This window comes from Proteus genomosp. 4 str. ATCC 51469, assembly GCF_003144375.1.
Taxonomy (GTDB): domain Bacteria; phylum Pseudomonadota; class Gammaproteobacteria; order Enterobacterales; family Enterobacteriaceae; genus Proteus.
In genome coordinates this window covers 78,610-92,232 of record NZ_PENV01000006.1, presented here as the reverse complement: position 1 = coordinate 92,232, position 13,623 = coordinate 78,610, and the positions used below count along the sequence as shown (strand labels likewise).

General features: G+C 36.2%; 16 protein-coding genes. 10 read left to right on the top strand and 6 right to left on the bottom strand.

Annotated features, from left to right (window positions below):
- Window positions 1-171, bottom strand: a 171-nt coding sequence (tssD, locus tag DK866_RS08385) for a type VI secretion system tube protein TssD (protein ID WP_162556993.1), incomplete at its 3' end; no start/stop codon positions are given.
- A gap of 707 nt (window positions 172-878) precedes the next feature.
- Between tssD and DK866_RS08380 the strand changes: the two genes are divergently transcribed.
- Window positions 879-1,748, top strand: coding sequence for a pirin family protein (locus tag DK866_RS08380; protein ID WP_109408524.1), 870 nt, complete (start codon window positions 879-881; stop codon window positions 1,746-1,748).
- 110 nt (window positions 1,749-1,858) lie between these two features.
- Here DK866_RS08380 and rraB read toward each other — a convergent pair whose 3' ends face one another.
- Window positions 1,859-2,293, bottom strand: coding sequence for a ribonuclease E inhibitor RraB (gene rraB, locus DK866_RS08375; protein WP_109408523.1), 435 nt, complete (start codon window positions 2,291-2,293; stop codon window positions 1,859-1,861).
- 184 nt (window positions 2,294-2,477) lie between these two features.
- On the opposite strand from rraB, the gene argF reads away from it, so the two are divergent.
- From argF to pyrI, 4 genes are all read left to right on the top strand, one after another.
- Window positions 2,478-3,482, top strand: a complete 1,005-nt coding sequence (gene argF, locus DK866_RS08370) for an ornithine carbamoyltransferase (protein WP_109408522.1) — start codon at window positions 2,478-2,480, stop codon at window positions 3,480-3,482.
- A gap of 178 nt (window positions 3,483-3,660) precedes the next feature.
- Window positions 3,661-3,843, top strand: coding sequence for a hypothetical protein (locus DK866_RS08365; protein ID WP_244179670.1), 183 nt, complete (start codon window positions 3,661-3,663; stop codon window positions 3,841-3,843).
- Window positions 3,843-4,778, top strand: coding sequence for an aspartate carbamoyltransferase (gene pyrB, locus DK866_RS08360; RefSeq protein ID WP_109408521.1), 936 nt, complete (start codon window positions 3,843-3,845; stop codon window positions 4,776-4,778). Before DK866_RS08365 ends, pyrB begins: the two co-directional genes overlap by 1 nt.
- Window positions 4,779-4,791: 13 nt before the next feature.
- Window positions 4,792-5,250 carry an aspartate carbamoyltransferase regulatory subunit gene (gene pyrI / locus DK866_RS08355; protein ID WP_006535648.1) on the top strand — a complete coding sequence of 153 codons (459 nt, stop codon included), beginning with the start codon at window positions 4,792-4,794 and terminating at the stop codon, window positions 5,248-5,250.
- Window positions 5,251-5,290: 40 nt separating this feature from the next.
- Here pyrI and DK866_RS08350 read toward each other — a convergent pair whose 3' ends face one another.
- Window positions 5,291-5,644: a hypothetical protein gene (locus tag DK866_RS08350; RefSeq protein WP_109408520.1), complete on the bottom strand. Its 354-nt coding sequence runs from the start codon at window positions 5,642-5,644 to the stop codon at window positions 5,291-5,293.
- Between the two features lie 564 nt (window positions 5,645-6,208).
- On the opposite strand from DK866_RS08350, the gene DK866_RS08345 reads away from it, so the two are divergent.
- A complete protein-coding gene (locus DK866_RS08345) occupies window positions 6,209-7,384 on the top strand; it encodes an MFS transporter (RefSeq protein ID WP_109408519.1) in 1,176 nt (391 codons plus the stop codon).
- Between the two features lie 4 nt (window positions 7,385-7,388).
- On the opposite strand, the gene DK866_RS08340 is transcribed toward DK866_RS08345, so the two are convergent.
- Entirely contained in the window at window positions 7,389-8,300 is a 912-nt protein-coding gene (locus DK866_RS08340; RefSeq protein WP_109408518.1) for a LysR family transcriptional regulator, read from the bottom strand.
- Window positions 8,301-8,662: 362 nt separating this feature from the next.
- On the opposite strand from DK866_RS08340, the gene DK866_RS08335 reads away from it, so the two are divergent.
- The 4 genes from DK866_RS08335 to DK866_RS08315 all read left to right on the top strand — a co-directional run bounded on the left by DK866_RS08335 (window position 8,663) and on the right by DK866_RS08315 (window position 12,523).
- On the top strand, window positions 8,663-9,049 hold the full coding sequence (locus DK866_RS08335) for a RidA family protein (RefSeq protein ID WP_006535650.1): 387 nt from the start codon (window positions 8,663-8,665) through the stop codon (window positions 9,047-9,049).
- Between the two features lie 343 nt (window positions 9,050-9,392).
- Window positions 9,393-11,531 (top strand): anaerobic ribonucleoside-triphosphate reductase, encoded by a 2,139-nt coding sequence (gene nrdD / locus DK866_RS08325; protein ID WP_109408517.1) that lies wholly within the window; start codon window positions 9,393-9,395, stop codon window positions 11,529-11,531.
- A 4-nt stretch (window positions 11,532-11,535) separates the two neighbouring features.
- On the top strand, window positions 11,536-12,000 hold the full coding sequence (gene nrdG, locus DK866_RS08320; protein WP_109408516.1) for an anaerobic ribonucleoside-triphosphate reductase-activating protein: 465 nt from the start codon (window positions 11,536-11,538) through the stop codon (window positions 11,998-12,000).
- A gap of 160 nt (window positions 12,001-12,160) precedes the next feature.
- Window positions 12,161-12,523: a hypothetical protein gene (locus DK866_RS08315; protein ID WP_243733345.1), complete on the top strand. Its 363-nt coding sequence runs from the start codon at window positions 12,161-12,163 to the stop codon at window positions 12,521-12,523.
- A gap of 23 nt (window positions 12,524-12,546) precedes the next feature.
- Here DK866_RS08315 and DK866_RS08310 read toward each other — a convergent pair whose 3' ends face one another.
- Together DK866_RS08310 and DK866_RS08305 are read right to left on the bottom strand one after the other, a co-directional pair.
- Complete coding sequence (locus DK866_RS08310) at window positions 12,547-12,987, bottom strand: YhbP family protein (RefSeq protein WP_109408515.1); 441 nt, start codon at window positions 12,985-12,987, stop codon at window positions 12,547-12,549.
- A gap of 114 nt (window positions 12,988-13,101) precedes the next feature.
- Window positions 13,102-13,353, bottom strand: a complete 252-nt coding sequence (locus DK866_RS08305; RefSeq protein ID WP_109408514.1) for a YdgH/BhsA/McbA-like domain containing protein — start codon at window positions 13,351-13,353, stop codon at window positions 13,102-13,104.
- Between the last annotated feature and the right edge of the window lie 270 nt (window positions 13,354-13,623).

The following is a 13,623-nucleotide window of genomic DNA, read 5'->3' as shown; positions in this document are numbered from 1 at the left end:
TTGATGAGCTAAATTTTGAGTTCTAGATACTGAAAAATTTAATTCTGTAACAAATATTGCATTTTCTTTCCCTAATTGATAACGATTTCCTATTGAATCTAATGTTCCACAACCACGAGAAATCAGGCCTTGTTGCTGACCTTCTAATGTAAGATAAATTAAATTAGCCATTAATAAAGTCCATTTTTAGATACATTTATATAAAATTAAACAATATGATTATTATCATCACGTTATTTCTATATTTATCTAACTTTATATTTTTATATTCAAATAATCAAATTAAATATATTTTTAAAAAAACAATTTCCATATATGAAATATATAAAAATCACAGAGATGATAAAAATAGAATAGCTATAACTCTCTGAAAATTTAACATACGTACTAAAAAAACAATGAATTAACTAAAAATTATATAACTTATTAATTAGGTTAAAGACTATTTTTCATTTACTCAACTGAAAATATTGTACAGTGAGTTAGAAAAATATGATAAAGCGAGAATATATTATCAAGAAGCTATCAAAAATAGATAGGATCTAACTACAATGAATTCACTAGGTTTACTGTACTAATATGGTTTTGGTACAAAATACGGCATCAGCCAAGCTATAAAACTCTACCAAGGTTCGACAAATAAAGATGAAAAAAGAGTTAACCTCGTAGTCGCCAAATTACACATTCAATCAATATCCCTATTTATCTTCTTTTTAGAAATTCATTCATTTTTTTTGAACACCATCAACAAATTCCCCCTATTTTGTTCATCATGAGAACACTTTATGATCAGCCTCATTAAGAAATCGCAATAATCTGTATTACCTCCTTCTGTGTCTTGGTTATTGCGGTTTCTTTCCTTAACTCGGAGAACAATCATGACTATCAGACAGATTAATCATATTTATTCGGCGCCAAATTCACACTGGGTAGGTAATGGCTTTCCAGTCAGCACCTTATTTTCCTATCAGGAAAATGGTGAGAAACATAGCCCGTTTCTGCTGATGGATTATGCCGAGCCAACACTGTTTAAACCTGTTACTAATGCCCGTGGTGTAGGAGCGCATCCTCATCGTGGATTTGAAACCGTAACAATCGCCTATCAAGGTGAAGTTTCTCATCATGACTCTAAAGGTCACGCAGGAACGATTACCGCAGGTGATGTGCAATGGATGACCGCTGCTTCTGGTATTTTGCATAAAGAGTATCACTCTGAAAAAATGACCAAAGAAGGCGGTGTATTGGAAATGGTGCAACTTTGGGTGAATCTGCCAACAGCGTACAAAATGACACAGCCTCGTTATCAGGCGCTGAAAGCAGAGGATATCCCTCATGTTGAATTACCGGATAACCAAGGTTATGTCAGAGTAATTGCAGGTAATTATGCCAACACACAAGGTGTGGCAATGACCTACTCGCCGCTGAATGTGTGGGATCTACGTTTAAATCGCGCAGGTGTTTCACATTACAGTATTCCTGAAGGTCATAATGCAATGCTGTTTGTGGTGAAAGGTGCTGTACATATCAATGACAGTGAAATTGCACGTCAACACGATATGGTGATGTTAGATAATCATGGCGATACGCTCACATTAGAATCAATGGGTGACACCATTGTTTTAATTTTAACCGGTGAGCCAATTAATGAGCCTATTGTAGGGCAAGGACCTTTTGTGATGAACACGCAAGAAGAGTTACAACAAGCTTTTGATGATTATGACAATGGTAAATTTGGTGTGATGGATTAATCGCTCTCCCCTTAAAACCAATAACACCAGTCACAAAGCAATAATTTTGTGGCTGGTGCTATTATTTTGCACTGATAAATCAGGCATAAAGGGACAACATTTAGCAAAAATTAATGTAAGCGTGATGACTTATCAGACTCTTCATCTTCGTCGTCTTCGTCTTCACCGTCTTCATCATCATACTCAGCGTCAGGATCTTCAAAGTAAGTTCCCCAACCATCGTAATAAACACCCATTTTTTCAGCTAAATTCATTAACTGTTCAACTTGAGCATCAATAAGCTCAGCATTTAAACCACTTTCACTCACAGCATCAAAGCAAACTAAAATTTCACCTGATTCTACTTCGATTTCTTCAGGTTCAGTCACTTCATAACCTAATTTAAATACTTCAACTGCAGCTTTTTCTAGTGTTTCGAAGTTTTCACAAGAGATGTGGTGCTCTATAGCATACAGTGCATCAGGATCACTGCCATCTTCCAGTAATTCTTCAATAATAAGACGTGTTTCTTCACGTTGTTCTGCTAATTCTTTGCTGTCCGCCATAATCATGCTCCGCAATAGTCTGAAAAGGTATCTTGTTCATTCTCCCACAGGGCGAATCAACACTCCATACCTAATATGATGCGCTTATCGCAGACTGTCTAAATTAAAAGTTTTCCTTTAGGGGTTGATGATGAATATTTATTGATATAAATTGAATATAAATTCAATAACAGGATATCACTCTATGAACCCTTTTTATCAAAAATCATTCTTACGTTTACTGGATTTTTCACCTGCTGAAATTCAACAGCTACTTACATTGTCAGCGCAATTAAAAAAAGCCAAAAAATCAGGTCAAGAAACTCAGTATCTTACTGGAAAAAACATCGCGCTTATTTTTGAAAAAGACTCAACACGTACTCGTTGTGCCTTTGAAGTTGCTGCATTTGATCAAGGTGCAAGAGTGACTTATCTAGGGGGCGGAAGCCAAATTGGACATAAAGAATCGATAAAAGATACCGCGAGAGTATTAGGCCGTATGTATGATGGAATTCAGTACCGGGGTTACGGACAAAAAACGGTAGATGCACTTGCACAATATTCAGGTGTACCTGTTTGGAATGGTTTAACCAATGAATTTCACCCAACACAGTTATTAGCCGATTTACTGACTATCACTGAACATCAAGCTAAACCATTATCAGAAACGGTATTTGCTTACCTTGGTGATGCTCGTAACAACATGGGTAATACTATGCTGGAAGCGGCGGCATTAACAGGTATGGATTTACGTTTAGTTGCACCTAAAGCATGTTGGCCTGAAGCAAGTTTAGTTGCTCAATGCCAAGAGATTGCCAAGAAAAATGGCGGAAATATCACACTCACTGAAAATGTAGCTGAAGGTGTTAAAAATGCTGATTTTCTTTACACTGATGTGTGGGTTTCTATGGGCGAACCAAAAGAGGTTTGGAAAGAGCGTATTGCGTTACTGAAGCCTTATCAGGTCAATATGGATGTTATAAAATCAACCGGAAATCCAGACGTCAAATTCCTTCACTGTTTACCCGCTTTTCATGATGAAGAAACCACAATGGGTAAAGCATTAGCTAAAGAGTTTAATCTATATGGTGGCTTTGAAGTTACTGATGAGGTTTTTGAATCAAAACACAGCATTGTGTTTGATGAAGCAGAGAATCGTCTTCACACCATAAAAGCGGTGATGGTCGCTACCCTTGCAAATCCTTTCTAAAATACATAATCATGCAAAACACCTATTTTTTAATCGAGAAAAAATAGGTGTTTTCTTCGTTTTATCTCAAGCTTATTGATTTTTAAATCAAAAAAAATTTTTTAGAAAAAAATAAAAGCAAACGCTTGCGTGTAAATATAAGATGCGTATAATGCGCCACAATTTGTCAGGAGGAAAGATGAAACAGCGCCTATTCCAATGTGTTAAAAAAAATCGCACCTTAACCGGTCGCAAGCGCATTCACTTTTTTCCAATAGCCCAATTTTTTAAAACCCCTCTTATGGAGGGGTTTTTTTTGGCCTATAAAAAACCATTCATCGCACAATTCATCGCACAATTCATCGCTAAAGGAGAACTCTAATGACTAATCCGCTCTACCAAAAGCATATTATCTCCATCAATGATCTGGACAGGGAAGATTTGGAAGCTGTTCTTCGCGTTGCTGATAAATTAAAACAGCAACCTAATAACGAATTGTTGAAAGACAAAGTGATTGCGAGCTGCTTTTTTGAAGCATCAACACGTACTCGCTTATCATTTGAGACAGCTATCCACCGCCTAGGTGCATCAGTTGTCGGTTTTTCTGATGGAAGCAACACTTCACTGGGTAAAAAAGGTGAAACATTAGCGGATACCATTTCGGTTCTTCGCACTTATGCTGACGCCATTGTTATTCGCCATCCTCAAGAAGGTGCAGCACGTTTAGCCTCTGAGTTTGCAGGCGATATTCCAGTACTCAATGCGGGTGATGGTGCAAATCAGCATCCAACACAGACTTTGCTGGATTTGTTTACCATCCAAGAAACACAAGGCCGTTTAGATAATCTCAATATCGCAATGGTCGGTGACTTAAAATATGGCAGAACAGTACATTCACTGGCACAAGCATTGGCGAAATTTAAAGGTAATCATCTCTATTTTATCGCCCCTAAAGTGCTCGCCATGCCAGAGCATATTCTTCACTTGCTGGAAGAAAATGGTGTTGAATATAGCCAACATGAAACAGTCGATGAAGTGATGCCAGAGCTAGATATTCTCTACATGACACGCGTACAAAAAGAACGTTTAGATCCTTCTGAATATGCAAATGTGAAAGCACAGTTTGTTTTAACTAGCGCTGATTTAGTGAATGTGAAAGATAACCTTAAGATCTTACACCCACTGCCACGTATCGATGAAATCACGACAGATGTAGATAAAACACCTTACGCTTATTATTTCCAACAAGCTGGAAATGGTATCTACGCACGTCAGGCATTACTTGCCTTAGTTCTGAATAAAAACTTAGTTCTTTAATAAGGAGCACACCATGACACATGATCACAAACTAAAAGTTGAAGCTATCAAACGTGGGACTGTTATTGATCATATTCCAGCGCAGGTGGGCTTTAAAATTCTGTCACTATTTCGCTTAACAGAAACGGATGAAAGAATAACCGTAGGTTTTAATTTACCTTCAGAAAATTTAGGTAAAAAAGACTTAATTAAAATTGAAAATGTCTTTTTAACCTCTGAGCAAGCAAACCGTTTAGCGATGTATGCGCCTCAAGCAACTGTAAATATCATCGATGATTATCAAGTCGTTAATAAGATGGCATTAAGCTTGCCAGAATTGCTTGAAGATGTGGTGCCTTGTCCTAATAGCAACTGTATTAGCCATAACGAGCCAGTACAAAGCAGTTTCCGTGTCAAAAAACTGGCCTCAGATGTTGTATTAACCTGCAAGTACTGTGAAAAAGAGTTCGAACGCCACGCGGTTATTCGTTAATTCTTTTAACTATCTGCTCGCAAGGGCAGATAGTTTTTTATTAGTTAACCTGCTGAATAACAAATTCTTTTCCACCTATAATAAAGTGAATTAACTTACTATAATTAGAATCAGGGTTAGCAAGATCAATCGCTATTTCTGTATATAATTCAGCACTATTTTTTAAACGTAATAAATATTCATCACTATATATTAATAAAAAATTATTCAAATCACTCAATGGGATATTATTAGTATTATGCATTTTTCTATATGATTCAGCCCATTCATGTTTCTCTTGCTTATACATAGAATATGCAAGCATTCCTGAAAAAAAAGATTGAGTATCATTTTGATTAATATTAATAACTAGCTTTTCAAATATATCATTATATTTTATATTATAGTCATCCATAATAACTACCCTACTTTTGCTATTCCACTGATTTTGTCTTACAAAATGACTCCATTAATAATCCAGCCTCTTTAAATGCCTTTGAGTAGTGATTCATATCTATTTTCTTCACCTTACCATTTATATATACAATTCTCCAATTAGAAAAAGAATTAATATTTATCCTAATTATTATAAAATCCTTATATTAATTTAAACTTGAATAGTTTTATTTGGTAATATATAAACCTTAATCGGAACCAGAGGAATAAAATCAATACAAATATAAATAAAAGTAAAAAAATTCCAGTGAGTTTACAAAATGTATTTTGTTTTAAGACTAGTTATTTATAACTCATTATTATTAATAAATGCTTACTCTAATTATTAATAGAATTAATTTTATTATTAATACAATAAAATACCAATTTGTACTTATTGTAGATATTTTCTCTACTTAGAATCACCAAAGTAGACCTTCTGTTTTCCCTCATTTTTTGTCACCATAAAGTCAGGATATATCCGCTAAATCACTTACTTAATTACTTTAACAGAGACGAATTCTCGCCTTCTGCGGATAGACTTATGCAAACAAAAACTCGCTTATTACTCTTAACACTGTCACTCGCTGTTTTTGGTGTGATCACAACCGAAGTTGCGGTGATTGGATTGCTACCACAACTTGTCGAACAGATGAATATCACTGCACCACAAGTGGGATTTTTAGTCAGTATCTACGCGATTGTTGTCGCAATAACAGGTCCTACTATTACACTTTTATTTGGGCGATTTAATCGCAAAACAGTACTGTTGGTCATAATGGCCCTATTTATTATTTCCAATACTGTTTATGCATTAACGCATCAATATCACGTTATTTTGCTATTTCGTATTTTGCCCGCATTAACCCATGCGCTATTTTTCGCAATAGCACTGATGGTAGCCGCAAATTCAGTACCAGTAGAAAAATCGACTCATGGCGTTGCTATTGTTTTTTCTGGTGTTGCAGTGGGAATGGTTTTAGGTATGCCACTTAGTGCTTTTATTGCTGAAACTTGGTCATTAAGTATGGCATTTTGGTTTGGCGCTATCACCAGTGTTATCGCTTTTATTGGCATTGTGTTTTTTGTGCCTTCAATTAAAGTCACAGCACCTCTTAAAATTAGTGATCAACTAAAAGTATTAACAAAACCAACAGTTTGGTTGAGCATTATTACTGTGACACTTATTTTTTCAGCCATGTTTGCTGGATTTAGTTATATTGCTGATTTTTTAGTGAATATCACAGGGTTTTCAAACAATATGACCAGCACATTACTAATTGTATTTGGTGTGAGTGGTTATTTTGGTAATTTTATTTTTAGTCACTATTTACAGCAAAATGTCGTTAAAACAACAATAACTTACCCAATCTTGTTCTGTTTTATCTACTTATTTATCTGGTTAAGCGGTTCCCAGGCGCTTGCCATGATCCCACTGATCATTCTTTGGGGCATGTTACACACATCAGGATTAATTATTTCTCAAACATGGTTAATGAGAGATGCAAAAGCAGCACCTGAATTTGCAAATAGCCTTTATATCGCTTTTTCTAATTTAGGGATAACGGTGGGTTCTATGGTTGGCGCGTGGGTTATTCAACACATTGAATTACAAATGATAATTTGGGTAGGTATAATTTTCTCACTACTCGCATTGGGTACCATTTGGTTACGAGTACGATTGCAATCACCAAATTGTGAAATGGCTTATCAGCAATAAATATTTACTCATCAAACCCGCCTTCTTTTGCCACCTGAAGCAATGCATCTGCTATATAACGTGTTTTAGGTGGTATTTTTTGCCCTTTATGCCACATCATATTGATAGGAGATTGATACCCTTCTGTTTTTATCAATATACGCTGTAATTGCCCTTCTTTAAGCTTATCCCCAATCATCCATAACGGAAGTTGAGCAATACCATAGCCATGGATCACTGCGTCAAGCATTGCATCACCATCAGCAAGTTCATAAAAAGGAGTGGGAATATACTGGCGGAAGGTATCAGCTTCTTTTAGCATCCAATAAAAAGGGGCTTCTTGGCGAAATCCAACAATACAACGATGGTCTGATAACGCTTCAATTTCTTTAGGAATACCATATTTTTGCAGATAAATCGGAGAAGCACAGAGAACCAGTTTTTGTGTTGTCAGTTGTCGAGCAACAACATTGCTACTATCAGGTAAATGCCCGATACGAACGACTAAATCCACGCTCTCCTCATGCATATCAATATAGCGCTCACTAAATGAAATGCTCATCTTAAGCTGGGGCTGCTTATCCATTAATGTCATTAAAACAGGCATAATACATTTACGACCAAAAGCAGACGGTAAATCCAGACGAATTTTTCCTGTTAATACCGACTGATTTTCTTGAACTTGATTATTAGCTTGTTCAAGAATAGAAAGTGCTATTTGGCACTGCTGTAAATAATACTCACCTTCAGAGGTCAACGTTAAACGTCGTGTTGTTCTTAATAGTAGATTAATACCTAAATGCTCTTCTAACCGAGTCACACTTTTCCCAACGGCTGATTTGGTTACTCCTAAACGAGATGCAGCTTCAGTAAAGCTACCTGTTTGAGCCGTTGCAACAAAAGCGGTGATGCTTGAAAGTGAATTGAATTGTGTCATAAGTGCCCGCTGTGATTATTTTTAATCGTACATCAGTAATTCACAGATAAAAAGATCATAAAAAAGCACGATATCTTTCTATTATAGAATAATTACCCCTTAAAATCATAAAGAGGAGATTTGTAAAAAATAGAATTTATACATAAACCTCTTTTTGTGAAAAAAAGTTCTCTAATAATCGGATATATACTGATAAAAGCAGGCGTTAATAAAGGGTAATTGCATGAGTTTATTTTCTTTTTATACTCACAGACTTTATGATAAAGCCTGATATCTGTCATATTGCTAACTTACAGCGCTGGCTATAATAGCGCCGTGCTAATCAAGCGTTAGCCTTAATCTTATAAAAACAGGAGTTCTACATGTCTTACGAAATTAATACCGATAAAGCCCCTGCAGCAATTGGCCCTTATGTACAAGGCGTTGATTTAGGTAATTTAGTGATCACTTCAGGCCAATTACCTGTTGATCCAGCTACAGGTGAATTTGTTTCTGATAATGCCGCAGAACAAGCTCGTCAATCTTTAGAAAACGTAAAAGCAATTATTGAAAAAGCGGGTTTAACTGTTGCTAATATCATCAAAACCACTGTTTTCGTAAAAGATTTAAATGATTTTGGTACCATTAATGCCGCTTATGAAGCTTTCTTTAAAGAGCATAATGCAGCATTCCCAGCTCGTTCTTGTGTTGAAGTTGCTCGTTTACCAAAAGATGCAAAAGTAGAAATCGAAGTTATTGCTATCCGTTAATTTCATTTCAAAAATAGGTCATAAAAAAGCAAAGGTCTCTTTATGAGCACTTTGCTTTTTTTATGCTCTCATTTTTTGATAATAATTTATCACTTCTGTTTTTGGCACATATTTACAATTCAGCTAACCCCTCTTGATGCCTGATGTAGCAAAAATACCTTGATTTAGATCAGTTTTAATGAAGATTATTTCCCTTTCAATTACTATATATTGTGCTTTAATACATACCGACATACAACATATAGTAATTATACACATCTTATCCACAATAAGCCTGAATGCTGTGCCATCACCTGTTTTTATGGGATTTGAGCCTGTGGATAAATAGTTAAGGAGCAAGATTGTGAAAACCATAGTGATAAAACGAGACGGATGTAAAGTCTCTTTTGACCAAACCCGCATCAGCGATGCTATCAAAAGAGCCGCCGTAGCTTGTGAGATCACTGATGATGATTATTGCGATTCTATCGCGCAATCCGTTTCACAATCTCTCGCAGGACGTTCGAATGTCGATATCCGTGAGATCCAAGACGCCGTAGAAAATCAGCTGATGGCTGGTGAGCATAAAGATGTCGCCAGAGCCTACATTGAATACCGTCATGACCGAGATGTTGCCCGTGAGCAACGTGGAAGATTAACTCAGGAAATCCGAGGTCTTATCGAACAAAGTGATGTCTCTATTCTTCATGAAAATGCGAATAAAGACAGTAAAGTTATCCCTACCCAACGTGATTTACTTGCGGGTATTGTGGCTAAACATTACGCAAAATTGCATATCCTGCCAAGAGATGTGGTACTCGCTCATGAGCGTGGTGAAATTCATTATCATGATCTCGATTATTCACCGTTTTTTCCTATGTTTAACTGTATGCTAATTGACCTTAAGGGCATGTTAAACAATGGTTTTAAAATGGGAAATGCAGAAATAGAACCGCCTAAATCTATTTCAACAGCAACAGCAGTAACAGCACAAATTATTGCACAAGTGGCGAGCCATATTTATGGTGGTACAACGATAAACCGTATCGATGAAGTATTAGCGCCATTTGTAAAATCAAGTTATGACAAACACTATAAAGTAGCGCAAGAGTGGCAAATTGCTGATAAAGAAGCCTATGCCAATGCACGCACTGAAAAAGAGTGTTACGACGCATTCCAATCTTTAGAGTATGAAGTCAATACACTGCATACCGCTAATGGACAAACGCCATTTGTCACTTTCGGCTTTGGCCTTGGTACGTCGAAAGAAGCGCGTCTAATTCAACGTTCTATCCTTGAAAATCGTATGGCTGGTTTAGGCAAAAACCGTAAAACAGCTGTTTTCCCTAAACTTGTTTTTGCCATTAAAGATGGCTTAAACCATAAGTTTGGTGATCCTAATTACGATATCAAACAACTTGCGCTTGAATGTGCAAGTAAACGCATGTATCCAGATATCTTAAATTACGATCAAGTGGTTAAAGTAACAGGATCATTTAAAACCCCAATGGGTTGCCGTAGCTTCTTAGGTGTTTACGAAGAAAATGGCGAAATGATCCACGAAGGCCGTAATAACCTAGGTGTTATCAGTCTGAACTTACCGCGTATTGCCATTGAAGCCCAAGGTGACGAAGCCACATTCTGGTCACTACTTGATGATCGTCTTGAATTAGCGAAAAAAGCACTAATGACACGTATTGCTCGCTTAGAAAATGTTAAAGCGCGTGTTGCCCCTATTCTTTATATGGAAGGTGCATGTGGTGTGCGCTTAAAAGCAGACGATAACGTGTCTGAGATCTTTAAAAATGGCAGAGCATCAATTTCATTAGGTTATATCGGTGTTCACGAGACCATCAATGCGCTGTTTGGTACTGAAAAACATGTTTTTGATGATGAAACCTTAAGAGAAAAAGCAGTAGCGATTATTAATCGTCTGCGTGAAGCAACCGATCAATGGAAAGCAGAGACTGGCTATGGCTTCAGTCTTTACAGCACACCAAGTGAAAACTTATGTGATCGTTTCTGTCGCTTAGATGCAGCTGAATTCGGTATTTTACCGGGTGTAACGGATAAAGGTTATTACACCAATAGCTTCCACTTAGATGTTGAGAAAAAAGTAAATCCATACGACAAGCTAGATTTTGAAGCACCTTATCCTCCATTAGCCAATGGTGGTTTCATTTGCTATGGCGAATATCCAAACTTACAACATAACCTTAAAGCATTAGAAGATGTGTGGGATTACAGCTATACCCGCGTTCCATATTACGGAACAAACACTCCGATTGATGAATGTTATGACTGTGGTTATACCGGTGAATTCTCTTGCACTAGCAAAGGTTTTACTTGCCCACGTTGTGGTAATCACAACCCAGCGAGAGTTTCTGTTATTCGCCGTGTATGTGGATATTTAGGTAGCCCAGATTCACGTCCATTTAATGCGGGTAAACAAGAAGAAGTTAAACGTCGTGTGAAACATCTGGCAAATGGTCAGTTAGGTTAAGAAAGTGAATTACCATCAATATTACCCTGTTGATGTTGTCAATGGCCCTGGTACTCGTTGCACCCTGTTTGTTGCAGGGTGCATACACCAATGCCGAGGTTGTTATAACAAATCAACGTGGTCGTTAACGTCTGGCAAGCCGTTTACCCAAGAGATGGAAGATCAGATTATTGCTGATCTTCAAGATAGTCGTATTAAACGACAAGGATTATCACTTTCAGGAGGTGATCCTTTACATCCGCAAAATTTATCTACAATTTTGCACTTGGTAAAACGAGTTAAAGCCGAATGTCCTGAAAAAGATATTTGGGTTTGGACTGGTTATTTACTGGCAGACTTGACACCAGAGCAACAAGAAGTGGTTAGCTATATTAACGTGCTGATTGATGGGAAGTTCGTACAAGAACTTTATGATCCCGCATTACTATGGCGTGGTAGTAGTAATCAGGTTATTCATAAGTTGAATTAATATCTAGAAGCTCATTTATAATGAGCTTTTTTTCTTTCATCATTCTCATTTAATCACCTCCGTTATCAAATGCGAATCATTTTCAAAAATGATAGTCAAAGTGATTAGTTTTGTTTTATTATTAACGCTCTTTACTATTCTTTTTATGATGATATTTGATATGAAAATAGCACTTTTGCCTTTTTTTTCAATAGTTTTACTTTCTGGTTGTAGCAGCACTTGGGAACCTAAAGGTGCATCAGATTACACATTACAAGAAGCTAAAATGCTTTGTGAACTTGATGCTAATACTCGCTACCCTATTCGCAAAGAAGTGCTACAACGTACTGTTTATCGTGATGTACAAAAAACATGTCGTAAAGATGATAAAGATCACTGTGGGGATAAAAAAACCTACACAGAACGTGTACCAATGACAGAAAGTTATGTTGAAGATATTAATCAAGAAGACAGAAAAACCTTCTACACCTCTTGTATGTCTTTAAAAGGATGGGAACAAAAAAGTCATTATTTTTGGGAATAATAAGAAGTTAAAAAATAAGAAGCTTAATTACGCTGCCAATAAAGCTTAGTCCCGAATCCCAATTGATTATTCACCATCTTAATTTCTTGCAATTGTAATTCCCATAAAGGTACATGGATGGCGGCTAGTGCGACAGGAAAACGTAAGCAATAATGTTTTCTTGCATTGAAGTCATCCTTACCTGCTAGCAAAGAAACAGCCCCAGTAAATTGGATGCCTTGTAAATTGGATACGACAATTTCTTGTGTGCTAATACTCCCTGCAACTAATAAATTTTCCTGCATCATCTGAGCATGACGAGTTTTCTTTTCAGAAAGAAAAACAAGCCTCATCTGACTTTCATCGAACCAATAAAAACAATTAGCACACCAAACATCACCCAATGAACATGTTGTACATAAGGTAAACACATGGTTATCACGTATATATTGTTTAATTATTTTGATCGAGTCTAATGAAGACATAACATACCTGCATAAAAACAAAAAGAGACGCTGTTTAGATGATAATTATATCATCAAAACGAGCGTCTTACCGCGTGTCTCTTATTACAGGTTATTTATCGAAAACAGTCAAAATTAACGATAAATTTCAGCATTTACAGTGAGGTAATCTTCACCTGTTGCGCCAACAACTTTAAAGCCTTTTGCCCCTTCATCTTTTGCGATTTGAGCAATTTTAGCGGTTAAGCCATCTAAAGTATCACTGCCTGTGATTGTGATATACTCACCATTAACAGAAGGGCTTTTTGATACGCTATCAGATGCGATTGAACCGAATGAAATAGCACTTAAAGCTAATGTTGCAGCGATTAATGTAGATTTTTTCATAATAAACTCCAATTTAATTCTAATTTTGTTAGGTATCGCGGAGTGTGTCTCTGTGATGTGGATCATATTATGCGCTTTAATTTAACTTTAAAATTAGCAATAATTGCTGTTCATTTTCAAAAAATTTGAATGTTATTTTTTAAATAATAAATTTTATTGTCACAAATATTTCACAACATATTGATATACTTAATAGATTTATTTTTGACATGCCTTAAATTACTCACTTAAAAAACTAAGAAATATTATTTATCAAAAGAAAAAGTAGCA